This window comes from Bradyrhizobium manausense, from assembly GCF_018130615.1.
GTDB classification, from domain to species: domain Bacteria; phylum Pseudomonadota; class Alphaproteobacteria; order Rhizobiales; family Xanthobacteraceae; genus Bradyrhizobium; species Bradyrhizobium manausense_A.
Window position 1 is genome coordinate 22298 of sequence record NZ_JAFCKB010000004.1, and the last position, 24453, is coordinate 46750.

The following is a 24453-nucleotide window of genomic DNA, read 5'->3' on the forward strand; positions in this document are numbered from 1 at the left end:
TGGGGCTTCGGCTTCGATAAGTCCATCGTCCCGCATGCGCAAAGGCCCGCGAGGCGCGGGCCAATGACGCAGTTGTTACGCCGCCTCGCCTTCTTCCTTGGCAGGGGCGAGGATCTTCACCGAACCGCCGGCCTTCTCGACCGCCTCGATCGCGGACTTGGTGGCGCCGTGCACTTCGATGTTCAGCTTGGCCTTGAGCTCGCCGCGGCCGAGCAGCCGCAGGCCGGCCTTGGCGCGGCGCAGCACGCCGGCCTTCACCAGCGCCTCGACATTGACGACGGCACCGGCCTCGAGCTTCTTGGCATCGACCGCATCCTGGAGACGGTCGAGATTGATCTCGGCGTACTCGACGCGGAAGATGTTGTTGAAGCCGCGCTTGGGCAGACGGCGATGCAACGGCATCTGACCGCCTTCGAAGCCCTTGATGCGCACGCCCGAACGCGCGGTCTGGCCCTTGCCGCCGCGGCCGGACTGCTTGCCCTTGCCCGAACCAATGCCGCGGCCGACGCGCATACGCTTCTTGCGCGAGCCGGCGTTGTCGGCGATATCGCTGAGCTTCATCGCCCTGCTCCTTGTGTTTTGCGCATGATCTGGCCCGAAAACCGGGATCCACTTTTCGGGATCATGCGCGCAATTTTACTTCTCGTCGACGATGCGAACGAGATGGTGAACCTTTTCGATCATGCCGCGGACCGCCGGGGTATCCGGCAGTTCGCTGGTGCGGCCGATCTTGTTGAGCTTGAGCCCGATCAGCGTCGAGCGCTGCGAGTGATGGCGGCGAATTGCGCTGCCGGTCTGCTCAAGCTTGATCGTCTTTGCGGACTTAGCGGCGTCCTTGGCCATCGTGGTCTACTCCGAAAAGCGTTGGTTAGTCCGCAGCCGCCTCGGCATCGCCGCCGACGCGACGACCCTGAAGGGTGGACACCTTGATGTTGCGGCGTGCCGCGACCGAACGCGGGCTGTCCTGGTGCTTGAGCGCATCGAAGGTCGCGCGAACCATGTTGTATGGGTTCGACGAGCCGATCGACTTCGCCACCACGTCCTGGACGCCGAGCGTCTCGAACACGGCGCGCATCGGACCGCCGGCGATGATGCCGGTACCGGCCGGAGCTGCACGCAGGTAGACACGGCCCGCGCCATGACGGCCGGCGATGTCGTGATGCAGCGTACGGCCCTCACGCAGCGACACGCGGGTCAGGTTGCGCTTGGCGGATTCGGTGGCCTTGCGGATGGCTTCCGGCACTTCGCGCGCCTTGCCGTGACCAAAGCCGGCACGGCCCTTCTGATCGCCGATCACGACGAGCGCGGCGAAACCGAAGCGTTTACCGCCCTTGACGACCTTGGCGACGCGATTGATGTGCACCAGCTTGTCGACGAACTCGCTGTCGCGCTCCTCGCGCTCCCTGCGTTCACGTCCGCCGCCGCCGCGTTGATCGCGTCCACCACGTTGTTCGCGTTCTGCCATTTTTCCAATCCTTCAGAGGCTTGCGCCTCAATCCTCAAATTCTGTTAGAAGCTCAGCCCGCTCTCACGCGCTGCGTCGGCAAGAGCCTTGACGCGCCCGTGGTAGAGGTAGCTGCCGCGATCGAACACGACTTCCTTGACGCCCTTCTCGGCGGCGCGCTCGGCCAGCAGCTTGCCGACCGCCTTCGCCGCATCGATATCGGCGCCGGTCTTGCCGCCGTCGCGCATCGACTTCTCGAGCGACGAGGCAGAGGCCAGCGTCTCGCCCTTCAGGTCGTCGATGACCTGAGCGTAGATGTGCTTGGACGAGCGGAACACCGACAGACGCGGACGACCGCCACCGGAGCGGCGCAGCTTCAGCCGCACACTCCGCTTGCGCCGGGCATTGGTAACCTTGGCTTTGGACATGACCGGCTCCGTTACTTCTTCTTGCCTTCCTTGCGGAAGATGAATTCGCCAACATACTTCACGCCCTTGCCCTTGTAGGGCTCCGGCGGACGATAGGAGCGAATCTCGGCGGCGACCTGGCCGACGCGCTGAATGTCGCTGCCCGTCACCGTGATCTCGGTCGGCTTCGGCACGGTGATCGTGATCCCTTCCGGGATCGCATAGACCACGTCGTGGCTGTAACCGAGCGCGAGTTGCAGGTTCTTGCCCTGCATCGCGGCGCGGTAACCGACGCCGGTGATTTCAAGCTTCTTCTCGAAGCCCTTGGTGACGCCTTCGACCAGATTCGCGACCTGGGCGCGAGCGGTGCCGTACAGCGCCCGCGCGCGATTGGTCTCGGCCCGCGGCTTGACCTTGATCTGGCCGCTCTCGAGCTTCACCTCGACATCGTCATGGACGACGAACTGAAGCTGGCCCTTCGGCCCCTTCATCTTGACGGTCTGCCCTTCGACGGTCGCGGTCACACCGGACGGCACCGCCACAGGCCTTTTGCCAACACGTGACATGGATCAAAAATCCTTCTCAGAACACCGTGAAGAGGACTTCACCGCCCACGTTCGCTTCACGCGCACTGTGGTCGGCCATGATCCCCTTCGGCGTCGACAACACCGAAATACCGAGTCCGTTATTGACCCGCGGCAGGTTCTTCACCGAGGCGTAAACGCGACGCCCGGGCTTGGAGACACGTTCGATCTCGCGGATGACGGGCTCGCCGTCGAAATACTTCAGCTCGATCTCGATCTCGCTGCGGCCCGAGGAGTGCTCGAGCGTCGCGTAACCGCGGATGTAGCCCTCGCTCTTCAGCACTTCGAGCACGTTCTCGCGCATCTTCGAGCCGGGCGTGGACACCTTGGTCTTGGAACGCATCTGCGCGTTGCGGATGCGGGTGATCAGATCGCTGATTGGATCGTGCGTAGACATCTAAACGACCCTCCTTACCAGCTCGACTTCACGAGGCCCGGGACCATGCCCTTGGAGCCAAGGTCGCGCAGCGCGATACGGGACAGCTTGTTCTTGCGGTAGTTCGAGCGCGGGCGGCCCGACAGCTCGCAACGCAGACGGACGCGGGTGGCCGACGAATTGCGCGGCATTTCCGCGAGCTTCAGGGTCGCGGCGAACCGCTCCTCCATCGGCAGCGTCTTGTCGGCGATGATCGCCTTCAGGCGCTCGCGCTTCGGGGCGGCATTCTTCACCATCCGCTTGCGCCGGTTGTTCTTCTCGACTGAACTCTTCTTTGCCATGCTTGGCTCCTGGGTATCCGCGTTTGAGAGGCTTTAGGTCAGCGTCTCACTGCCGGAACGGGAAATTGAAAGCGGTCAACAAGGCCCTCGCCTCTTCGTCGGTCTTGGCCGTGGTGCAGACGGTGATGTCCATACCGCGGGCTTCCGTGACCTTGTCGAAGTCGATCTCGGGGAAAATGATGTGCTCCTTGATGCCGAGCGAGTAGTTGCCGCGGCCGTCAAAGCTCTTCGGGTTCAGGCCGCGGAAGTCGCGGACGCGCGGCAGCGCGACCGTCACCAGGCGATCCAGGAACTCGTACATGCGGGCCTTGCGCAGCGTGACCTTGCAGCCGATCGGCTGGTTCTCACGCAGCTTGAAGGTCGCGATCGCGATACGCGAATAGGTCACGATCGCCTTCTGGCCGGCGATCTGGGTCAGCTCGGCAGCGGCGGTCTCGGCCTTCTTGCGGTCGTTGACCGAATCGCCAACGCCCATGTTCAGCACGATCTTGTCGAGGCGCGGAACCTGCATCACGTTCTCATAACCGAATTTCTCGGTCATGGCCGTGCGGATCTTCGCGTCGTATTCCGCGCGCAGGCGCGGGGTGTAAGCGGCCTCAGCCATCGATCTCAGCTCCCGAGCTCTTGGCGATGCGGACCTTCTTGCCGTCCGCCAGAATCTTGAATCCGACGCGGGTCGGCTTTCCGTCCTTGCCGACATACGCGATATTGGACAGTTGGATCGGCGCCTCTTTCGAGATGATGCCGCCCTCCTGGGCCTGCGTCTGCTTCTGATGACGCTTGACCATGTTGATGCCGCGCACGAGCGCCGTGCCGGCGTCGGGGCGAACTTCGAACACTTCGCCAGTGCGGCCCTTGTCGCGACCGGTCAGCACGACGACCTTGTCGCCCTTGCGGATCTTCGCAGCCATCACAGCACCTCCGGCGCGAGCGAGATGATCTTCATGTGGTTCTTGGCGCGCAGCTCGCGCGGCACGGGCCCGAAGATACGGGTGCCGACCGGCTCGGACTGATTATTGATCAGGACGGCGGCGTTGCGGTCGAAGCGGATGACCGAACCGTCGGCGCGGCGGATGTCCTTGCGGACACGCACCACGACGGCCTTCATCACGTCGCCCTTCTTCACCTTGCCACGCGGAATGGCTTCCTTGATCGAGACGACAATGATGTCGCCGATCGTGGCATAGCGGCGCTTGGAGCCCCCGAGCACCTTGATACACATGACACGGCGTGCGCCAGAATTGTCGGCCACGTCGAGGTTGGTCTGCATCTGAATCATTGATGCACCTCGTCCTCTTTCTCTTTGCGCCAGCCTAGCCGGCGCTCAACATTTCCCTGAAGTCAGTCGGCCAAGGCCAACAGATCAGGCGGTTTTCTTGTGCTCGCCCCGGATCACGATCCAGGACTTCAACTTCGAAATCGGCTTCGATTCCTCGATCCACACCATGTCGCCCGGCTTGAACTCGTTGTTCTCGTCGTGCGCGTGGTAGTTCTTCGAACGGCGGATCGTCTTCTTGTAGATCGGGTGCGTGAAGCGGCGATCGACGCGCACCACGACGGTCTTGGCAGTCTTGTCGCTGACGACCACGCCTTGCAAAGTACGTTTCGGCATATCCGTTAGCCCCTTACTTCTTCTTCGCGCGCGCTTGAGCGGCGACGGTCTTGATCCGGGCGATGTCACGACGGGCCTCGCGCAGGCGCGAGGTGTTCTCGAGCTGCCCGGTGGCACGCTGGAAGCGCAGGTTGAAGCGCTCCTTCTTCAGGTTCAGGACGGCGTCGTCCTGCTGGTCGGGGCTCATCGCGCGGATGTCTTCGATCTTCATCTGGGCCATGGCCATTACTCCGCAATGCGCTCGACGAAGCGCGTCTTGATCGGCAGCTTGGCGGCCGCCAGCGTCAGCGCCTCACGCGCCGTCTGGGTGTTGACGCCGTCGATCTCGAACAGCACCCGGCCCGGCTTGACGCGGGCCACCCACAGTTCCGGCGAACCCTTGCCGGAGCCCATGCGGACTTCGGCCGGCTTCTTCGACACCGGAACGTCGGGGAACACGCGGATCCAGACGCGGCCGGCGCGCTTCATGTGGCGGGTCAGCGCGCGGCGGGCGGCTTCGATCTGGCGCGCGGTGACGCGCTCAGGCTCGGTCGCCTTCAGGCCGAACTGGCCGAACGCCAACGTCGCGCCCGAAGACGCGACGCCGTGGATGCGGCCCTTATGCGCCTTCCGGAACTTCGTTTTCTTAGGTTGCATCATGGCTTTAAGCCCTCAAATTCCTGTGCGGCTTTAGGCTGCAGCATTGTCGCGGCGCCCACGGCCACCACGATCACCGCTGCCACCCGTCTCGCCTTCGGCCATTCTCTTGTCCTGGGCCATCGGATCGTGCTCGAGGATCTCGCCCTTGAAGATCCAGACCTTGACGCCGCAGGTGCCGAAGGTCGTGAACGCGGTCGCAACGCCGTAGTCGATGTCGGCGCGCAGCGTGTGCAGCGGCACGCGACCTTCGCGGTACCACTCCATGCGCGCGATTTCCGCACCGCCCAGACGACCCGAGCAGTTGATGCGGATGCCTTCCGCGCCGAGACGCATCGCCGACTGCACGGCGCGCTTCATGGCACGGCGGAACGCCACGCGGCGCTCCAGCTGCTGCGCGATCGACTCGGCCACCAGCGTCGCATCGAGCTCCGGCTTGCGGATTTCGACGATGTTGATGACGACGTCGGACGAGGTGATGTCCGCGACCTTCTTGCGAAGCTTGTCGATGTCGGCGCCCTTCTTGCCGATCACCACGCCCGGACGAGCCGAGTGAATGGTGACGCGGCACTTCTTGTGCGGACGCTCGATCACGATGCGGGCGACGGCCGCCTGCTTGAGCTCCTTGTGCAGGATCTCGCGGATCTTGACGTCCTCGTGCAGCAGCTTGCCGTATTCCTGCTTGCCGGCGAACCAGCGGGAATCCCAGGTCCGGTTGATGCCGAGACGCAGACCGATCGGATTGATCTTTTGACCCATCGTTTTCTCCTGCGACCCTTAAGCCGCTGCTGCTTCGGCTTCGACCTGACGAACAATGATCGTCAGCTGCGAAAATGGTTTGTAGACACGGCCCGAGCGGCCGCGGCCGCGGGCGGCAAAGCGCTTCATCACGAGGCCGTTGCCGACGAAGGCCTGCGCCACGACGAGATCGTCGACGTCGAGGTCGTGGTTGTTCTCGGCATTGGCGATAGCCGATTCCAGGCACTTCTTCACGTCAACCGCGATCCGCTTGCGCGAAAACTGCAGGTCGGCGAGCGCAGCGGAAGCCTTCCGGCCGCGAATGAGCTGGGCGACCAGGTTGAGCTTCTGCGGGCTCACCCGCAGCATCCGGGCGACCGCCTTGGCCTCGTTCTCGGCGAGGCTCCGTTCGCGCTTAGGTTTGCTCATCGTTTAATCCTCAAGCCTTCTTGGCTTTCTTGTCGCCGGAGTGGCCATGGAAGGTCCGGGTCGGCGAGAACTCGCCGAACTTGTGACCGACCATTTCCTCGTTGACGGCCACCGGCACGTGCTTCTGACCGTTGTAGACGCCGAAGGTCAGGCCGACGAACTGCGGCAGGATCGTCGAGCGACGGCTCCAGATCTTGATGACGTCGTGACGGCCGGACGCGCGCGCGGCATCTGCCTTCTTGAGCAGAGAACCCTCGACGAACGGGCCTTTCCAGACTGAACGAACCATGTCCGTCGTTCCTTACTTCTTCCGCTTGTGGCGGCTTAGGAGAATGAATTTGTTGGTCGACTTGTTGGAGCGGGTCTTCTTACCCTTGGTCGGCTTGCCCCACGGGGTGACCGGGTGGCGACCGCCCGAGGTACGACCTTCACCACCGCCGTGCGGATGGTCGATCGGGTTCATCGAAACGCCGCGGTTATGCGGCTTACGGCCCAACCAACGGTTGCGGCCGGCCTTGCCGATCGAGGTGTTCATGTGGTCCGGGTTCGACACCGCACCGATCGTGCCGCGGCACCGTCCGTGCACCAACCGCTGCTCACCCGAGTTCAGACGGATGATGACGTAGTCCTGGTCGCGACCGACGAGCTGGGCGTAGGTACCGGCGGAACGGGCGAGCTGGCCGCCCTTCCCGATCTTGACCTCGATGTTGTGGATGATCGTGCCGACCGGCATGTTGCCGAGCGGCATGACGTTGCCCGGCTTCACGTCGACATAGTTGCCGGCCACCACCGAATCGCCGACCGCCAAGCGTTGCGGCGCCAGGATATAGGCCTGAGTGCCGTCTTCATACTTGACCAGCGCGATGAACGCGGTGCGGTTCGGATCGTATTCCAGCCGCTCGACGGTCGCGGGCGCGTCGACCTTGTCGCGCTTGAAGTCGACGATGCGCAGCGTCTGCTTGTGACCGCCGCCGCGGAAGCGCACGGTGATGCGACCGGTGTTGTTGCGACCACCCGAGGAGTGCTTGCCTTCGGTGAGCGCCTTGACCGGCTTGCCCTTGTAGAGGGCTGAACGATCGACCATGACCAGCTGGCGCTGGCCCGGTGTCGTGGGATTGAATTTCTTCAGTGCCATCGTCGTGCGACCTTACAGACCGGTGGTCACGTCGATCCGATGACCCTCTTCGAGGGTCACGATCGCGCGCTTGGTGTTCGACTGCGAGCCGAGATTGCCGCGGAAGACCTTGGTCTTGCCCTTGCGGACCAGCGTGTTGACGCTCTTGACCTTGACGTCAAACAGCTTCTCGATCGCTTCCTTGATCTGCGGCTTGGTCGCCTTCGCGGCCACCTTGAACAGAACCTTGTTGTGCTCGGACGCCAGCGTCGCCTTTTCGGTGACGACCGGGGCGACGATCACGTCGTAGTGGCGGGCCTCGATGTTCTTCGTCATTTGAAGCGCGCCTCCAGCGCATCGATGGCGGCCTTGGTCAGAACGAGCTTCTGACGGCGCAGGATGTCATAGACGTTGATGCCCTGGATCGGCAGCACGTCCATGTTCGGGATGTTGCGGGCCGCAGCGGCAAAGCCGTTGTTGAGCTCGGCGCCGTCGATGATCAGCGCGTTGGTCAGACCGAGGCCCGAGAAGTGACCGAGCAGCGCCTTGGTCTTGGCGGCTTCCAGCGCGGCCTTGTCGATCACGAGCAGATCGCCGTCCTTGGCCTTGGCCGAGAGCGCATGCTTCAGAGCGAGCGCACGGACCTTCTTCGGCAAGTCGGTGGCGTGCGAACGCACGACCGGACCGAAGGCACGACCGCCGCCGCGGAACTGCGGCACGCGGGCCGAGCCGTGACGAGCACCGCCGGTGCCCTTCTGCTTGTACATCTTCTTGCCGGTGCGCCAGATCTCGGCGCGCCCCTTGGCCTTGTGCGTGCCGGCCTGACGCTTGTTGAGCTGCCACTGCACGCAACGCGCAATGATGTCCTGGCGCGGCTCAAGGCCGAAAATGGCGTCGGAGAGCTGGACCGAGCCCGCTTCCTTGCCCTCGAGGGTGGTGACCTTCAATTCCATCTCACGCACCCTCTTGCTGGGCCGCAGCCTCGGCTTCGCCGCCCGCAACCTTGAACTTGCCGGGCTTCGGAGCATCCTTCGGCAGCGGCTTCTTGACGGCGTCGCGCACACGGATCCAGCCGCCCTTGGAGCCGGGAACGGCGCCTTCGACGAGGATCAGGCCACGCTCGACGTCGAGCTGAACGACGCGGAGGTTGAGCGTGGTGATGCGGTCGACACCCATGTGGCCGGGCATCTTCTTGTTCTTCCAGGTCTTGCCGGGGTCCTGACGACCACCGGTCGAACCGATCGAACGGTGCGAGACCGACACACCGTGCGTGGCGCGCAGACCGCCGAAGTTCCAGCGCTTCATACCGCCGGCGAAGCCCTTACCCACCGAGGTGCCGGTGACGTCGACGAACTGGCCGACGACGAAGTGGTCGGCCAGGATCTCGGCGCCCACGGGGATCATGGCATCCGCGGAGACGCGGAATTCCTCGACCTGCCGCTTCGGCTCGACCTTGGCGACCGCGAACTGGCCGCGCTCTGCCTTGGGCATGTACACGGTCTTGCGGCTGCCAGAACCAAGCTGGAGCGCGACATAACCGTTCTTCTCTTCAGTGCGGTGGCCTACGACCTGGCAATTGCCGAGCTTCAGCACGGTCACGGGGATATGTTCGCCGGCCTCTGTAAAGACCCGCGTCATCCCGACCTTTTGTGCGATCACTCCGGAGCGCATCGGCGTGCTTCCTGTTCTTTCTGTCCGCTAGGTGCGAACGTGATCCAAAAATCTTAGAGCTTGATCTCGACGTCGACACCGGCGGCCAGGTCGAGCTTCATCAAAGCATCGACGGTCTGCGGGGTCGGATCGACGATGTCGAGCAGACGCTTGTGGGTGCGCATCTCGAACTGTTCGCGGCTCTTCTTGTCGACGTGGGGCGAACGGTTGACGGTGAACTTCTCGATGCGGGTGGGCAGCGGAATGGGTCCGCGGACCTGCGCACCGGTGCGCTTCGCCGTGTTCACGATCTCGCGGGTCGACGTATCGAGGATACGATGGTCGAACGCTTTGAGACGGATGCGAATATTTTGGCCGTTCATTGCCGTGGTCTCTCTTCGTTGGGTGGCGAATAGCGAATAGCGAATGTCACCATTCGCTACTCGCCGATCCCTATTCTCGTAATTACTCGATGATCGAAGCGACGACGCCGGCGCCGACGGTGCGGCCACCTTCGCGGATCGCGAAGCGGAGCTTCTCTTCCATCGCGATCGGCACGATCAGGTGCACTTCCATCGCGATGTTGTCGCCCGGCATCACCATCTCGGTACCTTCCGGCAGATGCACGACACCGGTCACGTCGGTGGTGCGGAAGTAGAACTGCGGACGGTAGTTGGTGAAGAACGGGGTGTGGCGACCGCCCTCTTCCTTGGTGAGGATGTAAGCCTCAGCCTTGAACTTGGTGTGCGGCTTGACCGAACCCGGCTTGCACAGCACCTGGCCGCGCTCGACGTCTTCACGCTTGGTGCCGCGGAGCAGCGCACCGATGTTGTCGCCGGCCTGGCCCTGATCGAGCAGCTTGCGGAACATTTCGACGCCGGTGACGGTGGTCTTCTGGGTGGCGCGGAGACCGACGATCTCGATTTCCTCGCCGACCTTGACGATGCCGCGCTCGACACGGCCGGTCACGACGGTGCCGCGGCCCGAGATCGAGAACACGTCTTCAACCGGCATCAGGAACGGCTGGTCGATCGGACGCTCCGGCTGCGGGATGTAGCTGTCGACGTTCTTCATCAGCTCGATGATGGCGTCGTGGCCGAGCTTCTTGTCCGAGTCTTCGAGAGCGGCGAGCGCCGAACCCTTGATGATCGGGATCTTGTCGCCCGGGAAGTCGTACTTCGAGAGCAGCTCGCGGACTTCGAGCTCGACGAGCTCGAGCAATTCCGGATCGTCGACCATGTCGCACTTGTTGAGGAACACGACCAGCGCGGGCACGCCGACCTGGCGGGCGAGCAGGATGTGCTCGCGGGTCTGCGGCATCGGGCCGTCAGCGGCCGACACGACCAGGATCGCACCGTCCATCTGGGCGGCGCCGGTGATCATGTTCTTCACGTAGTCGGCGTGGCCGGGGCAGTCGACGTGGGCATAGTGGCGGTTCGGCGTCTCGTACTCGACGTGCGCGGTCGAGATGGTGATGCCGCGCGCCTTCTCTTCCGGCGCCTTGTCGATCTGGTCGTACGCGGTGAACGTCGCACCGCCGGCTTCGGCGAGAACCTTGGTGATCGCCGCGGTCAGCGACGTCTTGCCATGGTCGACGTGACCGATGGTGCCGATGTTGCAGTGCGGCTTGTTACGTTCAAACTTTGCTTTGGCCATTTGACTCTCCGTTCAATCGTCAGCTTTAGACCGACGACAATCAGGCAAACTTCTTTTGGACTTCTGCCGACACGTTAGCCGGCGCTTCTGCGTAGTGATCGAACTGCATGGTGAAGGTCGCGCGCCCCTGGCTCATCGAGCGCAGGTTGTTCACGTAACCAAACATGTTCATGAGCGGCACCATCGCGTTGATGACGTTGGCGTTGCCGCGCATGTCCTGCCCCTGGATCTGACCGCGCCGGGAATTCAGATCGCCAATGACCGAACCGGTGTAGTCTTCCGGGGTCACCACCTCGACCTTCATGATCGGCTCGAGCAGGACGGACTTGCCCTTCTGCAGCGCCTCGCGGAAAGCCGCGCGCGATGCGATTTCGAAGGCGAGCGCCGACGAGTCGACGTCGTGATACTTGCCGTCGACGAGCTGCACCTTGACGTCGACCACGGGGAAGCCCGCGACCACGCCAGAACTCATCACACTGTTGAGGCCCTTTTCGACGCCGGGAATGTATTCCTTCGGCACCGCGCCGCCGACGATCTTCGACTCGAACTCGTAACCCTTGCCGGGCTCGTTCGGCTCGACGACGATCGACACTTCGGCGAACTGACCGGTACCGCCGGTCTGCTTCTTGTGGGTGTACTTGACCTCGGCCTTCTTGGTGACACGCTCACGGAACGCAACCTGCGGCGCGCCGATGTTGGCATCGACCTTGTAGGTACGCTTGAGAATGTCGACCTTGATGTCGAGATGGAGTTCGCCCATGCCCTTGAGGATGGTCTGGCCGGACTCCTGGTCGGTCGACACGCGGAAGGACGGATCCTCCGCAGCGAGCTTCGCCAGCGCCACGCCCAGCTTTTCCTGGTCGGCCTTGGACTTCGGCTCGATCGCGATCTCGATGACCGGCTCGGGGAATTCCATCTTTTCCAGGATCACCTGCTTGTCGGGGTCGCACAGCGTGTCACCGGTGCGCGCTTCCTTCAGGCCGGCCAGCGCGACGATGTCGCCGGCATAGGCTTCCTTGATGTCTTCGCGGTTGTTCGCATGCATCAGCAGCATGCGCCCGATGCGCTCCTTCTTCTCGCGGGTCGAGTTCACGACGCCGGTGCCGCTCTGCAGGACGCCGGAGTAGATGCGGCAGAAGGTGATGGTGCCGACGAACGGGTCGTCCATGATCTTGAACGCGAGCAGCGCGAGCGGCTCCTTGTCATCGGCCTTGCGCACGACCTCGTTGCCGCGGTCGTCGGTGCCCTTGATCGCAGGCACGTCGATCGGCGACGGCAGATAGTCGACGACGGCGTCGAGCAGCGGCTGCACGCCCTTGTTCTTGAAGGCCGAACCGCACAGCACGGGATAGAACGCGCCGGTGAGCACCGCCTTGCGGATCAGTCGCTTCAGCGTCTCTTCGTCCGGCTCCTTGCCGTCGAGATAGGCAGCCATGGCATCGTCGTCGAGCTCGACGGCGGCTTCCACCATCTTCTCGCGGTATTCCTTGGCCTGCTCGACCAGATCTTCGGGAATATCGACATAGTCGAACTTCGCGCCGAGCGATTCATCGTTCCAGATGATGCCCTGCATCTTCACGAGGTCAACGAGACCCTTGAAGTTGTTCTCGGCGCCGATCGGAAGCTGGATCGCAATCGGCTTGGCACCAAGGCGATCAACGATGTCGGCCAGACACTTGAAGAAGTCGGCGCCGGTCTTGTCCATCTTGTTGGCGAAGACGATGCGCGGAACCTTGTACTTGTCGCCCTGGCGCCAAACGGTCTCGGTCTGGGGCTCAACGCCCTGGTTCGAGTCGAGCACGCAGACGGCGCCGTCGAGCACGCGCAGCGAACGCTCGACTTCGATGGTGAAGTCGACGTGGCCAGGGGTGTCGATGATGTTCAGGCGCTTGCCGGCCCAGAACGCGGTGGTCGCAGCCGAGGTGATCGTGATGCCACGCTCCTGCTCCTGCTCCATCCAGTCCATCGTCGCGGCACCTTCGTGCACTTCGCCGATCTTGTGGCTCTTGCCGGTGTAATAGAGGATGCGCTCGGTCGTCGTGGTCTTGCCGGCATCGATATGCGCCATGATACCGAAGTTGCGGTAATTCTCTATGGCATGAACGCGAGGCATGGGCTGTTCCTTAGATTCCGTGTTTCGCCGTTACCAGCGATAGTGCGAGAAGGCGCGGTTGGCTTCCGCCATCCGGTGCACGTCTTCGCGCTTCTTGACGGCGTTGCCACGGTTGTTCGATGCATCCAGGAGCTCGGCCGAAAGCCGCTCCGTCATCGTCTTCTCGTTACGCTCGCGCGCCGCCGAGATCAGCCAGCGGATGCCCAGCGCCTGACGGCGGGTCGAGCGAACTTCGACCGGGACCTGGTAGGTCGCACCACCGACGCGGCGGGAGCGCACTTCGATCGTCGGCATGACGTTCTCGAGCGCCTGCTCGAACACGCCGAGCGGGTTCTGCTTGGTCTTGCTTTCGATGAGACCGAACGCACCGTAGACGATGCCTTCGGCGACCGACTTCTTGCCGGCGTACATCACCGAGTTCATGAACTTCGTGACGATGATGTTCCCGAACTTCGGATCGGGAAGAACTTCGCGCTTTTCCGCTGAGTGGCGACGAGACATTGAGCTGGTTCCCGCTTACTTCGGACGCTTGGCGCCGTACTTCGAACGACGCTGCTTACGGTTCTTGACGCCCTGGGTATCCAGTACGCCGCGGAGGATGTGGTAGCGCACGCCAGGCAAGTCCTTGACGCGACCGCCGCGGATCATGACCACCGAGTGCTCCTGGAGGTTATGGCCTTCACCGGGGATGTAACCGATCACCTCGAAACCGTTGGTCAGGCGCACCTTGGCGACCTTACGAAGCGCCGAGTTCGGCTTCTTCGGGGTCGTCGTATAGACGCGGGTGCAAACACCACGCTTCTGTGGCGACTGCTGCAGCGCCGGCACCTTCTTGCGCGACTTCTGCACTTCACGCGGTTGAGCGATCAGCTGGTTGATCGTCGGCATCCTGGCCTTACCCTTTGTTATCGCAACCCCTTGCGGGTCTGCTGTCTTGCCGCGGCCCATTGGGACCGCAAATTCTTTCGAGCTACCCGCTCGCCGGGGCCCGCCCTGCGCAGAACAATCCACACAAAGCGAAATCGCGCCAACCGCCCATCGCTGAGTGGAAAGCGCTTCGACGCCACAGAGGACCGCAGTATTGAGGCCGATCAGCGTAAAGCCGCGGCCCGCGCACTGAGGTCATGCATCCGAATTCGGTCTCACGAGAACAGGCTCGAGAGACCTAAAATCGCACTGGCATTGCCTAGCTATTATCGACAGCGTTTGAGCGGCATTCGTCGAGGTTGGTGCCCGTTTTGCGATCCCTGAGGATCAACGGGTGGCCCGTTCCGACGTTGGCAATGCTCACCGCCTGTCGTTAAGTGAGGCGCTTTCTATAAGTGAGAATCGATCAAGTCAAGGCGAAACGACAGTCACAAAGCGCTTCTCGCACCTTGGGAAATCGCCCGCTTGGCGCCCTCACTGCGCGCCCCGGATATGGGAAGGAAGCGCAGGTTCCGCTAGCCCTAGACCGGTTTATATCCGGGTGAAATATACTTTTATAACCAATGCTAAGGCTTTTTTTCCTGTTGATGCGTCAATCTGCCGCCTTCGGCAGAGACAGGCGCCATGCGGTACACCGACATTGCCATCATCGGCGGAGGACTCGCCGGATCAACGGCCGCCGCGATGCTCGGGCGCGCCGGCATTTCGGCGGTGCTGATCGACCCGCACGAGGCCTATCCAGCCGATTTTCGCGTCGAGAAACTCAGCGGTCATGGGCAAGTCGAGCGATTCCAGCGCACGGGAATCGCCGACTCAGTCCTGCGCCGCGCGACTTTCTCCGGCGAGAACTGGATCGCGCGCTTCGGTCATCTCCTCGACAAGGCGCCAAGCCGGCAGTTCAACATCCTCTACGATTCCCTGGTTAACGCGATCCGCGACGAGATTCCCGACACAATCGAGCGAATCTGGAGCAAGGCGGTGTCGGTCGAGACCAGCACCGAGCGGCAGAGAATCGCGCTCGGCAACGACGAGACGATCTCAGCCCGTCTGGTCGTGCTCGCCAACGGCCTGAACGTCGGCCTGCGCCACCAGCTTGGTATCAAGCGAACCGTCATCAGCACCTGCCATTCGATCTCGATCGGCTTCGACGTGGTGCCGGCCGGGCGGAATTCGTTCGACTTCCCGGCCCTGACCTATTTCTCGGAGCAGCCAAGCGACCGCATCCCCTACATCTCGCTGTTTCCGGTCGGCACCCGGATGCGGGCCAATCTGTTCGTGTATCGCGGCTTCGACGATCCCTGGCTGCGCGAATTTCGCCGTGCGCCGGCCGAGACGTTGAACGCCGCCCTGCCCCGGCTCAAGCGCATCACCGGTCCGTTCGACATCATCGGCGAGATGAAGATCCGCCCGGTCGATCTCTATGTGAACGACTCCAGTCACCAACCGGGCGTGGTGCTGGCGGGCGACGCTTTCGCGACCTCCTGCCCCGTTGCCGGCACCGGCTGCGACAAGGTGTTCACCGACGTCGAGCGGCTCTGCAATGTCCACATCCCGCAATGGCTTGCGTCCGACGGGATGGATACGGGCAAGATCGCCGCCTTCTACGCCGATCCGGTCAAGCGGGCCTGCGACCAATGGGCGGCAGCCAAAGCCTTCGACTTCCGCTCGGTTTCGGTTGCGACGAACCCCTACTGGACCGCACAGCGCTGGGCGCGCTTCATGGCGTGGTCGACCCAGGGATTATTGCGGAGGCTCGGAGGCGCGTTCCATCTCGAGCCGAACTTCCTCGGTCACTCCTCGTCGTCCTCGTCCTCATCATCCTCGTCGAGGTCATCCTCATCGTCTTCGTCATCGTCGCTATCGTCGTCGGCCTGAGCGGCCGCGCCGTGGGGCTGATGGATCTGGTCGTTCCACAGCTTGCGATAGGTGCCGTTCCTGGCGAGCAGCTCGGCATGCGAGCCGCGCTCGATCGCCCTGCCCCCTGAAATCACGATGATCTCGTCCATCTCGACCACCGACGTCAGGCGGTGTGTCGACCAGATCATGGTGCGGCCCTTGGCGACCTTGAGCAAGGTGCGGTTGATCGCGGCCTCCGTGGTCTGGTCGAGCGCCGAGGTGGCTTCATCGAGCAGCAGCACGGAGGGATTGCGGATGATCGCGCGCGCGATCGCGAGGCGCTGGCGCTGGCCGCCCGAAAGCGTATCGCCACGCTCGCCGACCGGGGTGTCGTAGCGTTGCGGCAGGCTCATGATGTAGCGGTGGATCTCCGCCTTCTTGGCAGCGTCCTCCACCTCCTCGTCAGTCGCACCCTCCTTGCCGAGCCGGATGTTCTCGCGGATCGACATGTTGAACAACATGTTCTCCTGGAACACCACTGCCATGCTCCGGCGCAGCGAATCCAGCGTTACCTTGCGGACGTCGACACCATCGATGGTGACACGCCCCTCGTCCGGCACGTAGAGCCGCAGGATCAGATTGAGCAGCGTGCTCTTGCCGGAGCCGGAGGGACCGACGATGGCGATGCTCTTGCCGACATTGAGCTTGAGGCTGAGATTGTCCAGCACCGGCGTCTGGCCGCCCTCGTACTGGAACGTCACGTGGTCGAAGGTGATGTCGTTGGTGATGCGCGGCAGATCGGGCGCGCCGGGGCGATCGGCGCCCCGCGTCGGCTCGTCAAGCAACTCCTGGATGTGGCGGATCGCAGCGGCCGAGGAAATCGACACCGGAATGAAGTGCATCACGTGGGCGATGTTGTAGGAGACCTCCCAGAACGCGCTCTCGAAGGTGACGAAGGTGCCGATGGTGATCTGGCCCTTGGTCGCCAGATAGGCACCGATCGCAAGCACGACGAGGTGCAGCAGCAGCACCGAGATGGTGACCGTCCGTTCCACCATCGTCGACAGGAACCCGGCGGCCGCAATCCTGTTGCGGGTCTCGTCGTTGCGGAAGTTGAAGAAGCCGAACATCTTGCGCTGCAGGCTGAACGCCTTGATCACGGCCTGCGCCGCCACGTTCTCCTGCACCATGCCGAGCAGCGCGCTTTCGTTGAGCTTCTGCTCGTAATTGGCCTGCACCGCCTTCGGCGTCAGGATGCGCGGGCCGATCAGCGTGATCGGAAACACCAGCAGCGCGACCACCGCGAGCTGCCAGTTCAGGAACAGCATCAGGATGATGCCGGCGATCAACTCCAGGAACGGCAGCGCGGCACTGTTGGCAAAGGTCTTGACCGAGCCTTCGAAGGCCGAGAGGTCGACCGAGAAGCGCGACAGGATCTCGCCGCGCTTGGTGCGCCCGAAATAGGCCGCCGGCAGGTCCTGGACGTGCTCGAACAGGCGCTTGCGGACGTCGGAGATGACGCAGGCCGCCAGCCGCGCGTCCCAGCGCTCGTACCAGACCGCGACGATCGAGGTGAAGATGCCGGCGACCGCGAGCACGCCGAGGATCTTGTACAGCGCCTGGAAATCCTCCTCGCCGAGCGCATCGTCGATGAGGAACTTGAGGCTGAGCGGCATGATGACGTTGAACAGCGTCTCGACCAGAACGCCGAACGCCACATAGCCCAGGATGCGCTTGTAATTGGACAGGAACGGCTTGACGAAGCCCAGGATGGTCGCAAGCGCGCCGGCGGCTTCCCGGGCGGTAAAGACGACGAGATCCTCGTCATCATCGTCGTCAAGTTCGAGCTCGTCGTCCTCGTCTTCGTCGTCCGCGTCGTCTTCCGGCTCGGGCTCGTGACCGGCGGCAAGCTTGTCCTCGAGCTCGGCTGCCTCTTGCGCGGCGAGCTTCTGTTTGTCGGGAGAGAGGGGCTTGGACGCCATGAAACCAACCGATGCTGACGGCCGGCATGACCGCAGAGAAAGCAGGGAAATAGCGGAGCGCCGCTATGACACCGATTCTATGCGATCAGGATGAATTCGGCAAAACAATTGGCGAATTCATCCGCCCTGTGATTCTAGTCGTCGTCTTCGTCCTCGACCTTGTCGAAGAAGGAATAGCGCAGGCTGTCGGCGTCGGCATACCACTGCCCCGGCCCCTTGTTGGCGGCGAGCGTCGCGGTCCAGAGCGCGTCGGTGCAGTCCTTGCGGTGCATCGACAGATCGAAACCATTGCCGAAGAACAGTTCAGACCATTCCCACCAGGTGCCGAGCTTCTTGACCCCGCGCAGCAGATCATAGCGGTCGATCACGGCTGATGCCATGTCCGAGGTGATCGAGCCGAACACGAGGCCGGTCTTGACCACGCGGTTCAACTCACGGATCGCGCGGACCACCTGCTTCGGGGCCACATGGCAGAGGCTGGTCTCGAACACGTAGTCGAACGCGCCATCCTTGAACGGCATGTCGGTGATCGAACCGAGCTTGTTGTACTTCTTCAGCGCCTTCGGCGTCTTGGCATGAATGGCGCGGTTGTTCTCGATGCCCCAGGCATCGATGCCGCGCTCACGCAGCGCGCCGACCAGTTCGCCACTGGCAGAGCCTGCAACCAGGAGCTTGGCACCTCTCGCCTTGCCCCAGACGATGCCGATCAGCCTGGTCAGATAGTCGGGATCGGTGAAGTGGCTCCACGCCTCGCTATAGGGCCCGAGGCCGCGATAATTATCGAAATAGTCGCGGTCGATCTTGTCGGAGATCGGCTCGCCGTCCTCCTGCGCGCGCTCGCGGCGCAGCCGCATCATCTCGGTCAGGATAATGTCGGTCGCCGCATCCGAGGAGTCGAGCAGGCCGTTCAGCGTGGAGTCGAACAGATAATCGCCGACCACGACGATGCCGGGATGCTCCTTCGGCTCGGGCCGGTGATTGGTCATGACGTCGCGCACCGGCAGACCGCCCGGGATCGCGTTCACCGACGACAGCCAGCGGTGGATCTTGCCTTCCATGAAATGCGCACGCGCATTGCCGAGCGAGGCCGGCAGCGATTTCAGTGCGGCGTCGATCAGCTCCTGGTCCGACAGATTGGCGAAGGCCAGCGCATCGGAGCCGGGGATGAGCCAGTTCAGGACGCCGTGCTTGCCGACGTCATGGCGTGCGCCCTCGTTGTAGACGCAGCAGCCGCCGAATGCTTCCGACATGAACCAGGCGCCAGGAATCTTGTCGCCCCAGAACGGGGAGTCGAACAGGATCGAAACGCGCAGGTAGTGCGCGGGACGGTCGAAATAGGCGACGTGCTTGACCATCGACTTGCGCAGCTGCTCGCCTTCCCACCCCATCGTGGAGAGCCAGGAATGCGGCAGGCAGACCAGCACGAGATCGAAGTCGCGCGTCTCCGGTCCCTTCCCGTTCATCATCTTGAGTTGATAGCGGCCGGTCGCCGCCTTGCCGACCGCGAGGACGCGATGATTGAGCTGGATGTCGGCATTGACCTCCGACTGCAGGCATTCGATCAGCTGCTCGTTCCCGTTCTGGATGGAATAGAGGCCGATATAGCCGTCGACATCCATCAGATAGTTCTTGAGCGCGTTGAGGCCGTTGGTGTTGTGGCTCTCGGTTGCGATGTCCGAGCGCGCCATCACCTTGAAGAAACGCTTTGCGGTCTCGTCCTCGACCTCCTCGTCGAGCACCTGCTCGGCGGTCTTGTAGGCCCAGGGGTTCTCGTTGTCGTGCGCGCCGACGCCCTCGTAATATTCGATTGGCGACATCGCTTCGGCACAGCGCTTGCGGAAGGCCTCGATCGCAGCCGCGGTCTTGGCGCCGTATTTGCGGCGCATGCCGGGGACGTCGTTCAGCAGTTCGCCGCCAAGGTGCACCTGCTCGGCGTCCATCGGAATGGTCTGAAGTCCGAAATGCTGGATCAGCTCGCGCAGCGGATCGGGACCCGTCATCGAGTAGTCGTAGATCTCGGCAACGCCGGCCTCGTACATCGCCGGGGCGGAATCGAATTTGCGCGTGACGATCTTGCCGCCAAGCCGGTCGGACGCTTCGTAGATGGTGATGCGGCAGAGGTCGCCGAGCTTACGCTTCAGGTACCAGGCGCTCATCAGCCCGCCGGGGCCGCCGCCTACGATTGCGAGATCAAGCATATCAGTTCCGTGGTCTCCGGCCCTGCCCCCGTCACGGGACCACCGGTCTAAGCTCCCCTAGCAGAAGCGCTTTTCTGACTGAAGGGAAGATGAACAAAGGTTGATCCCGCATCGCAACAGGTAATCAAAGCAGCAAAAAGGCCGGCTTTCGCCGGCCTTTTCGTTGTCCTCGGTATTCCTACGGATGAACCATCATTCCGCCGGCGGCAGCGCAGGAAGCTCGGCTTCCGGCGCCGGCGACACGACCGCCGCCTGCTTCTCGCGCTCGTCGAGAATCAGCTTGTCGCGCTTCATCGCGACTTCGCGGATCTTGGCCATGGAGGCGCCCGTGCCCGCCGGGATCAGCCGGCCGACGATGACGTTCTCCTTGAGGCCTTCGAGCGGATCGACCTTGCCGTTGACCGCCGCTTCCGTGAGGACGCGGGTGGTCTCCTGGAACGAGGCCGCCGAGAAGAAGGAGCGGGTCTGCAGGCTCGCCTTGGTGATGCCGAGCAGAACCGGCGTCCCCGTGGCGGGCTTCTTGCCCTCTTCCTTGGCCTTCTCGTTCAGCGCGTCGAACTCGATCTTGTCGACCTGCTCGCCGGAGATCATGTCCGTGTCGCCCTGGTCGGTGACTTCCACCTTCTGGAGCATCTGACGGACAATCACCTCGATGTGCTTGTCGTTGATGAGCACGCCCTGGAGCCGGTAGACCTCCTGGATCTCGTTGACCAGATAGGCCGCGAGCTCTTCGATGCCCTTGACCGCGAGAATGTCGTGCGGCGCCGGGTTGCCTTCCACGATGAAGTCGCCCTTTTCGACGACGTCGCCGTCCTGAAGGTGGATGTGCTTGCCCTTCGGGATCAGGTACTCGCGCGGCTCGTCGGTCTTGTCCATCGGCTCGATCGAGATGCGACGCTTGTTCTTGTAGTCGCGCCCAAACCGGATGGTGCCCGCGATTTCGGCGATGATCGCCGCATCCTTCGGACGCCGTGCCTCGAACAGTTCCGCCACCCGCGGCAGACCGCCGGTGATGTCACGCGTCTTGGCGCTTTCGGTCGAGACGCGGGCGAGGATGTCACCCGGGTTGACCTTGGCTCCGACGTCGACCGAGAGAATGGCGTCGACCGACAGCATGTAGCGAGCGTCGCCACCGCGGGCGAGCTTGAGCACCTTGCCGTCCTTGCCCTTCACCACGATGGCCGGACGCAGGTCCGAGCCGCCGCGGGTCGAGCGCCAATCGATGACCACGCGCTTGGCGATACCGGTGGCCTCGTCCAGCGTTTCCGAGATCGACTGGCCTTCGACCAGATCCTCGAAGCCGATGGTGCCTTCCACCTCAGTGAGAAGCGGACGGGTGTACGGGTCCCATTCGACGATGCGCTGGCCACGCTTGACCATGTCGCCTTCGTCGACGTGCAGGCGCGAACCGTACTGGACACGGTGCGTCGCACGCTCGGTGCCGTCGGCATCGACGACCGCCACCACCATGTTGCGCACCATCGCGACCAGATGACCTTCGCTGTTGCGGGCGATGGCCTTGTTCCGGATCACGATCTTGCCGTCGAAATTGGCTTCGACGAAGGACTGCTCGTTGAGCTGCGCCGCACCGCCGATGTGGAAGGTGCGCATGGTGAGCTGGGTGCCCGGCTCGCCGATCGACTGCGCCGCGATGACGCCGACCGCTTCGCCGTGGTTGACCGGCGTGCCGCGGGCGAGATCGCGACCGTAGCACTTGCCGCAGATGCCGTTGACGAGCTCGCAGGTCAGCGCCGAGCGGATCTTCACCTCCTGCACACCACCCTGCTGGATGGCGTCCAGGTGGCTTTCTTCCATCAGCGTGTCGCGCTTGATGATCACCTTGCCCGAGCTGTCACGAATGTCGTCGCAGGCCGTGCGTCCGAGGATGCGCGAACCGAGCGAAGCGACCACGGTGCCGGCATCGACGATGGCGCGCATCTTGATGCCGAGCTTGGTGCCGCAGTCGGACTGCGTGATGATGCAGTCCTGCGCGACGTCGACCAGACGACGGGTCAGGTAGCCGGAGTTCGCGGTCTTCAACGCGGTGTCCGCGAGACCCTTACGGGCGCCGTGGGTCGAGTTGAAGTACTCGAGAACCGAGAGGCCTTCCTTGAAGTTCGAGATGATCGGCGTCTCGATGATCTCACCCGACGGCTTGGCCATCAGGCCGCGCATGCCGGCGAGCTGGCGCATCTGGGCCGGCGAACCGCGGGCACCGGAGTGAGCCATCATGTAGATCGAGTTGATGTCGGCATCAGCTCCGGCCGCCGTCTTCTTGGTGGCGGAGATCTCCTTCATCATCGCCTTGGCGATTTCTTCCGTGGCCTTCGACCAGGCGTCGACGACCTTGTTGTACTTCTCGCCGTGCGTGATCAGACCGTCGTTGTACTGCTGCTCGAAATCCTTCGCCAGCGTACGGGTGGTATCGACGATCTTCCACTTGCCGTGCGGCACGACCATGTCGTCCTTGCCGAACGAGATGCCGGCCTTGAACGCGTTGTAGAAGCCGAGCGCCATGATGCGGTCGCAGAAGATCACCGTCTCCTTCTGGCCGCAGTGACGGTAGACCTGGTCGATGACGCCCGAAATCTCGCGCTTGGTCATCAGCTTGTTGATGATCTCGTACGAAATCCGCGGGTTCTTCGGCAGCAGATTGCCGAGCATGACGCGCCCCGCGGTGGTCTCGATCCAGCGCTTGGAGACCTTGCCGGTCTCGTCCATGCCTTCCCACCGGTACTTGATCTTGGTGTGGAGGTGGATGACCTTCGCGTGCAGGGCGTGCTCGAGCTCGGCCATGTCGCCGAACAGCTTGCCCTCGCCGGGCAGGCCTTCGCGCATGATCGAGACGTAGTAGAGACCGAGCACGATGTCCTGCGACGGCACGATGATCGGCTGGCCGTTCGCGGGATGCAGGATGTTGTTGGTCGACATCATCAGCACGCGCGCTTCCAGCTGCGCTTCCAGCGACAGCGGGACGTGAACGGCCATCTGGTCGCCGTCGAAGTCGGCGTTGAACGCCGAGCAGACCAGCGGGTGAAGCTGGATCGCCTTGCCCTCGATCAGCACCGGCTCGAACGCCTGGATGCCCAGACGATGCAGCGTCGGCGCGCGGTTGAGCAGCACGGGATGCTCGCGGATCACCTCGTCCAGGATGTCCCAGACCTCGGGCCGCTCCTTCTCGACCAGCTTCTTCGCCTGCTTCACGGTGGTGGAGAGGCCCTTGGCGTCAAGACGCGAGTAGATGAACGGCTTGAACAGCTCGAGCGCCATCTTCTTCGGCAGGCCGCACTGATGCAGGCGCAGTTCGGGACCGACCACGATCACCGAACGGCCCGAATAGTCGACGCGCTTGCCGAGCAGGTTCTGGCGGAAGCGGCCCTGCTTGCCCTTCAGCATGTCGGCGAGCGACTTCAGCGGGCGCTTGTTGGCACCCGTGATGACGCGGCCGCGGCGGCCGTTGTCGAACAGCGCATCGACCGCTTCCTGAAGCATGCGCTTCTCGTTGCGGATGATGATGTCGGGCGCGCGCAGCTCCATCAGCCGCTTCAAGCGGTTGTTGCGGTTGATGACGCGGCGGTAGAGGTCGTTGAGGTCGGAGGTCGCGAAGCGGCCGCCGTCCAGCGGCACCAGCGGACGCAGGTCCGGCGGGATCACGGGAACGACGGTCAGGATCATCCATTCCGGCTTGTTGCCGGAGTGGCGGAAGGCCTCGACGATCTTCAGGCGCTTGGCGAGCTTCTTGTGCTTGATGTCGGAGTCGGTCTCCTGCATCTCGGCACGCAAAGACACTTCGAGCTTCTCGAGGTCCATGCCCTTGAGCAGCTCGCGGATCGCTTCCGCGCCGATCATGGCGGTGAAGGAATCCTGGCCGTACTCGTCCTGCGCCTTCAGGTACTCGTCTTCCGACAGCAGCTGACGGTCCTTCAGCGCGGTCAGGCCCGGCTCCAGCACGACGTAATATTCGAAGTAGAGGATCCGCTCGAGATCCTTCAGCGTCATGTCGAGCAGCAAGCCGATGCGCGACGGCAGCGACTTCAGGAACCAGATGTGGGCGACCGGAGCCGCGAGCTCGATATGGCCCATGCGCTCGCGCCGGACCCGCGAGAGCGTGACTTCGACCGAGCACTTCTCGCAGATGATGCCCTTGTACTTCATGCGCTTGTACTTGCCGCACAAGCACTCGTAATCCTTGATCGGCCCGAAGATGCGGGCGCAGAACAGGCCGTCGCGCTCGGGCTTGAAGGTACGGTAGTTGATGGTCTCCGGCTTCTTGATCTCGCCGTAGGACCAGGACAGAATCTTCTCCGGGGACGCGATCGAAATCCGGATCTGGTCGAAGACCTGAGCCGGCGTCGTCGGGTTAAAGAGATTCATAATTTCTTGGTTCATCGTCTTCTCCTCGCGTACCGG

General features: G+C 63.0%; 29 protein-coding genes. 1 reads left to right on the plus strand and 28 read right to left on the minus strand.

The annotated features are described in order from the left end of the window. Positions 1–75: 75 nt before the first annotated feature. The 25 genes from rplO to rpsL all read right to left on the minus strand — a co-directional run bounded on the left by rplO (position 76) and on the right by rpsL (position 13988). Positions 76–561, minus strand: coding sequence for a 50S ribosomal protein L15 (gene rplO / locus JQ587_RS08920; RefSeq protein ID WP_212301598.1), 486 nt, complete (start codon positions 559–561; stop codon positions 76–78). 75 nt (positions 562–636) lie between these two features. Beyond that, a complete protein-coding gene (gene rpmD / locus JQ587_RS08925) occupies positions 637–843 on the minus strand; it encodes a 50S ribosomal protein L30 (RefSeq protein ID WP_092294155.1) in 207 nt (68 codons plus the stop codon). A 25-nt stretch (positions 844–868) separates the two neighbouring features. Continuing rightward, positions 869–1465, minus strand: a complete 597-nt coding sequence (rpsE, locus tag JQ587_RS08930; RefSeq protein WP_092228454.1) for a 30S ribosomal protein S5 — start codon at positions 1463–1465, stop codon at positions 869–871. Between the two features lie 44 nt (positions 1466–1509). Then, the gene (rplR, locus tag JQ587_RS08935; protein ID WP_007603036.1) at positions 1510–1872 is read right to left on the minus strand and encodes a 50S ribosomal protein L18; all 363 of its coding nucleotides are present in this window, start codon (positions 1870–1872) and stop codon (positions 1510–1512) included. A gap of 11 nt (positions 1873–1883) precedes the next feature. After that, positions 1884–2417 (minus strand): 50S ribosomal protein L6, encoded by a 534-nt coding sequence (rplF, locus tag JQ587_RS08940; protein ID WP_212425065.1) that lies wholly within the window; start codon positions 2415–2417, stop codon positions 1884–1886. 16 nt (positions 2418–2433) lie between these two features. After that, positions 2434–2832, minus strand: a complete 399-nt coding sequence (gene rpsH, locus JQ587_RS08945) for a 30S ribosomal protein S8 (RefSeq protein WP_188104669.1) — start codon at positions 2830–2832, stop codon at positions 2434–2436. A gap of 14 nt (positions 2833–2846) precedes the next feature. Continuing rightward, entirely contained in the window at positions 2847–3152 is a 306-nt protein-coding gene (gene rpsN / locus JQ587_RS08950) for a 30S ribosomal protein S14 (RefSeq protein ID WP_014494504.1), read from the minus strand. A 46-nt stretch (positions 3153–3198) separates the two neighbouring features. After that, entirely contained in the window at positions 3199–3756 is a 558-nt protein-coding gene (gene rplE, locus JQ587_RS08955) for a 50S ribosomal protein L5 (protein WP_212301600.1), read from the minus strand. Next, a complete protein-coding gene (gene rplX / locus JQ587_RS08960; RefSeq protein WP_011088142.1) occupies positions 3749–4063 on the minus strand; it encodes a 50S ribosomal protein L24 in 315 nt (104 codons plus the stop codon). Before rplX ends, rplE begins: the two co-directional genes overlap by 8 nt. Next, a complete protein-coding gene (gene rplN, locus JQ587_RS08965; protein WP_007603030.1) occupies positions 4063–4431 on the minus strand; it encodes a 50S ribosomal protein L14 in 369 nt (122 codons plus the stop codon). Before rplN ends, rplX begins: the two co-directional genes overlap by 1 nt. An 84-nt stretch (positions 4432–4515) precedes the next feature. Further along, positions 4516–4764 carry a 30S ribosomal protein S17 gene (rpsQ, locus tag JQ587_RS08970; RefSeq protein ID WP_212301601.1) on the minus strand — a complete coding sequence of 83 codons (249 nt, stop codon included), beginning with the start codon at positions 4762–4764 and terminating at the stop codon, positions 4516–4518. 13 nt (positions 4765–4777) lie between these two features. After that, entirely contained in the window at positions 4778–4984 is a 207-nt protein-coding gene (rpmC, locus tag JQ587_RS08975; protein WP_027535297.1) for a 50S ribosomal protein L29, read from the minus strand. A gap of 5 nt (positions 4985–4989) precedes the next feature. Next, entirely contained in the window at positions 4990–5403 is a 414-nt protein-coding gene (gene rplP, locus JQ587_RS08980) for a 50S ribosomal protein L16 (RefSeq protein WP_008136349.1), read from the minus strand. Between the two features lie 30 nt (positions 5404–5433). Then, complete coding sequence (gene rpsC, locus JQ587_RS08985) at positions 5434–6159, minus strand: 30S ribosomal protein S3 (protein WP_128951223.1); 726 nt, start codon at positions 6157–6159, stop codon at positions 5434–5436. A gap of 18 nt (positions 6160–6177) precedes the next feature. Continuing rightward, positions 6178–6567: a 50S ribosomal protein L22 gene (gene rplV / locus JQ587_RS08990; RefSeq protein WP_057745488.1), complete on the minus strand. Its 390-nt coding sequence runs from the start codon at positions 6565–6567 to the stop codon at positions 6178–6180. 10 nt (positions 6568–6577) lie between these two features. After that, entirely contained in the window at positions 6578–6856 is a 279-nt protein-coding gene (gene rpsS / locus JQ587_RS08995; protein WP_008136357.1) for a 30S ribosomal protein S19, read from the minus strand. A 12-nt stretch (positions 6857–6868) separates the two neighbouring features. Next, positions 6869–7702: a 50S ribosomal protein L2 gene (gene rplB, locus JQ587_RS09000; RefSeq protein WP_128951222.1), complete on the minus strand. Its 834-nt coding sequence runs from the start codon at positions 7700–7702 to the stop codon at positions 6869–6871. Positions 7703–7714: 12 nt separating this feature from the next. Beyond that, positions 7715–8017 carry a 50S ribosomal protein L23 gene (locus tag JQ587_RS09005; RefSeq protein ID WP_027535292.1) on the minus strand — a complete coding sequence of 101 codons (303 nt, stop codon included), beginning with the start codon at positions 8015–8017 and terminating at the stop codon, positions 7715–7717. Beyond that, the gene (gene rplD, locus JQ587_RS09010; protein WP_011088150.1) at positions 8014–8634 is read right to left on the minus strand and encodes a 50S ribosomal protein L4; all 621 of its coding nucleotides are present in this window, start codon (positions 8632–8634) and stop codon (positions 8014–8016) included. The genes JQ587_RS09005 and rplD overlap by 4 nt, the downstream gene beginning before the upstream one ends. Before the next feature lies 1 nt (position 8635). Then, positions 8636–9352, minus strand: a complete 717-nt coding sequence (gene rplC, locus JQ587_RS09015) for a 50S ribosomal protein L3 (protein ID WP_200293126.1) — start codon at positions 9350–9352, stop codon at positions 8636–8638. A gap of 53 nt (positions 9353–9405) precedes the next feature. Continuing rightward, positions 9406–9714: a 30S ribosomal protein S10 gene (gene rpsJ / locus JQ587_RS09020; protein WP_002712302.1), complete on the minus strand. Its 309-nt coding sequence runs from the start codon at positions 9712–9714 to the stop codon at positions 9406–9408. A gap of 82 nt (positions 9715–9796) precedes the next feature. Continuing rightward, on the minus strand, positions 9797–10987 hold the full coding sequence (tuf, locus tag JQ587_RS09025) for an elongation factor Tu (protein ID WP_212301602.1): 1191 nt from the start codon (positions 10985–10987) through the stop codon (positions 9797–9799). Positions 10988–11027: 40 nt separating this feature from the next. Further along, positions 11028–13100: an elongation factor G gene (fusA, locus tag JQ587_RS09030; protein WP_018322261.1), complete on the minus strand. Its 2073-nt coding sequence runs from the start codon at positions 13098–13100 to the stop codon at positions 11028–11030. 30 nt (positions 13101–13130) lie between these two features. Then, positions 13131–13601: a 30S ribosomal protein S7 gene (gene rpsG / locus JQ587_RS09035; RefSeq protein ID WP_092294138.1), complete on the minus strand. Its 471-nt coding sequence runs from the start codon at positions 13599–13601 to the stop codon at positions 13131–13133. 15 nt (positions 13602–13616) lie between these two features. Beyond that, positions 13617–13988 (minus strand): 30S ribosomal protein S12, encoded by a 372-nt coding sequence (gene rpsL / locus JQ587_RS09040; protein ID WP_007603006.1) that lies wholly within the window; start codon positions 13986–13988, stop codon positions 13617–13619. A gap of 663 nt (positions 13989–14651) precedes the next feature. Between rpsL and JQ587_RS09045 the strand changes: the two genes are divergently transcribed. Next, positions 14652–15902 (plus strand): FAD-dependent oxidoreductase, encoded by a 1251-nt coding sequence (locus JQ587_RS09045; protein ID WP_212425066.1) that lies wholly within the window; start codon positions 14652–14654, stop codon positions 15900–15902. Here JQ587_RS09045 and JQ587_RS09050 read toward each other — a convergent pair. The 3 genes from JQ587_RS09050 to rpoC all read right to left on the minus strand — a co-directional run bounded on the left by JQ587_RS09050 (position 15818) and on the right by rpoC (position 24432). Continuing rightward, the gene (locus JQ587_RS09050; RefSeq protein ID WP_212301604.1) at positions 15818–17845 is read right to left on the minus strand and encodes an ABC transporter ATP-binding protein; all 2028 of its coding nucleotides are present in this window, start codon (positions 17843–17845) and stop codon (positions 15818–15820) included. The two genes, JQ587_RS09045 and JQ587_RS09050, sit on opposite strands and share 85 nt — an antisense overlap. 134 nt (positions 17846–17979) lie before the next feature. Continuing rightward, on the minus strand, positions 17980–20043 hold the full coding sequence (locus JQ587_RS09055; RefSeq protein WP_212425067.1) for an FAD-dependent oxidoreductase: 2064 nt from the start codon (positions 20041–20043) through the stop codon (positions 17980–17982). 192 nt (positions 20044–20235) lie between these two features. After that, positions 20236–24432, minus strand: coding sequence for a DNA-directed RNA polymerase subunit beta' (gene rpoC, locus JQ587_RS09060; protein WP_212301606.1), 4197 nt, complete (start codon positions 24430–24432; stop codon positions 20236–20238). Positions 24433–24453 lie beyond the last annotated feature (21 nt).

Bases quoted from the DNA above. Each gene is read 5' to 3' on its own strand.
- rplO (WP_212301598.1), bottom strand. From the start codon at position 561: ATGAAGCTCAGCGATATCGCCGACAACGCCGGCTCGCGCAAGAAGCGT.
- rpmD (WP_092294155.1), bottom strand. From the start codon at position 843: ATGGCCAAGGACGCCGCTAAGTCCGCAAAGACGATCAAGCTTGAGCAG.
- rpsE (WP_092228454.1), bottom strand. From the start codon at position 1,465: ATGGCAGAACGCGAACAACGTGGTGGACGCGATCAACGCGGCGGCGGC.
- rplR (WP_007603036.1), bottom strand. From the start codon at position 1,872: ATGTCCAAAGCCAAGGTTACCAATGCCCGGCGCAAGCGGAGTGTGCGG.
- rplF (WP_212425065.1), bottom strand. From the start codon at position 2,417: ATGTCACGTGTTGGCAAAAGGCCTGTGGCGGTGCCGTCCGGTGTGACC.
- rpsH (WP_188104669.1), bottom strand. From the start codon at position 2,832: ATGTCTACGCACGATCCAATCAGCGATCTGATCACCCGCATCCGCAAC.
- rpsN (WP_014494504.1), bottom strand. From the start codon at position 3,152: ATGGCAAAGAAGAGTTCAGTCGAGAAGAACAACCGGCGCAAGCGGATG.
- rplE (WP_212301600.1), bottom strand. From the start codon at position 3,756: ATGGCTGAGGCCGCTTACACCCCGCGCCTGCGCGCGGAATACGACGCG.
- rplX (WP_011088142.1), bottom strand. From the start codon at position 4,063: ATGGCTGCGAAGATCCGCAAGGGCGACAAGGTCGTCGTGCTGACCGGT.
- rplN (WP_007603030.1), bottom strand. From the start codon at position 4,431: ATGATTCAGATGCAGACCAACCTCGACGTGGCCGACAATTCTGGCGCA.
- rpsQ (WP_212301601.1), bottom strand. From the start codon at position 4,764: ATGCCGAAACGTACTTTGCAAGGCGTGGTCGTCAGCGACAAGACTGCC.
- rpmC (WP_027535297.1), bottom strand. From the start codon at position 4,984: ATGGCCCAGATGAAGATCGAAGACATCCGCGCGATGAGCCCCGACCAG.
- rplP (WP_008136349.1), bottom strand. From the start codon at position 5,403: ATGATGCAACCTAAGAAAACGAAGTTCCGGAAGGCGCATAAGGGCCGC.
- rpsC (WP_128951223.1), bottom strand. From the start codon at position 6,159: ATGGGTCAAAAGATCAATCCGATCGGTCTGCGTCTCGGCATCAACCGG.
- rplV (WP_057745488.1), bottom strand. From the start codon at position 6,567: ATGAGCAAACCTAAGCGCGAACGGAGCCTCGCCGAGAACGAGGCCAAG.
- rpsS (WP_008136357.1), bottom strand. From the start codon at position 6,856: ATGGTTCGTTCAGTCTGGAAAGGCCCGTTCGTCGAGGGTTCTCTGCTC.
- rplB (WP_128951222.1), bottom strand. From the start codon at position 7,702: ATGGCACTGAAGAAATTCAATCCCACGACACCGGGCCAGCGCCAGCTG.
- JQ587_RS09005 (WP_027535292.1), bottom strand. From the start codon at position 8,017: ATGACGAAGAACATCGAGGCCCGCCACTACGACGTGATCGTCGCCCCG.
- rplD (WP_011088150.1), bottom strand. From the start codon at position 8,634: ATGGAATTGAAGGTCACCACCCTCGAGGGCAAGGAAGCGGGCTCGGTC.
- rplC (WP_200293126.1), bottom strand. From the start codon at position 9,352: ATGCGCTCCGGAGTGATCGCACAAAAGGTCGGGATGACGCGGGTCTTT.
- rpsJ (WP_002712302.1), bottom strand. From the start codon at position 9,714: ATGAACGGCCAAAATATTCGCATCCGTCTCAAAGCGTTCGACCATCGT.
- tuf (WP_212301602.1), bottom strand. From the start codon at position 10,987: ATGGCCAAAGCAAAGTTTGAACGTAACAAGCCGCACTGCAACATCGGC.
- fusA (WP_018322261.1), bottom strand. From the start codon at position 13,100: ATGCCTCGCGTTCATGCCATAGAGAATTACCGCAACTTCGGTATCATG.
- rpsG (WP_092294138.1), bottom strand. From the start codon at position 13,601: ATGTCTCGTCGCCACTCAGCGGAAAAGCGCGAAGTTCTTCCCGATCCG.
- rpsL (WP_007603006.1), bottom strand. From the start codon at position 13,988: ATGCCGACGATCAACCAGCTGATCGCTCAACCGCGTGAAGTGCAGAAG.
- JQ587_RS09045 (WP_212425066.1), top strand. From the start codon at position 14,652: ATGCGGTACACCGACATTGCCATCATCGGCGGAGGACTCGCCGGATCA.
- JQ587_RS09050 (WP_212301604.1), bottom strand. From the start codon at position 17,845: ATGGCGTCCAAGCCCCTCTCTCCCGACAAACAGAAGCTCGCCGCGCAA.
- JQ587_RS09055 (WP_212425067.1), bottom strand. From the start codon at position 20,043: ATGCTTGATCTCGCAATCGTAGGCGGCGGCCCCGGCGGGCTGATGAGC.
- rpoC (WP_212301606.1), bottom strand. From the start codon at position 24,432: ATGAACCAAGAAATTATGAATCTCTTTAACCCGACGACGCCGGCTCAG.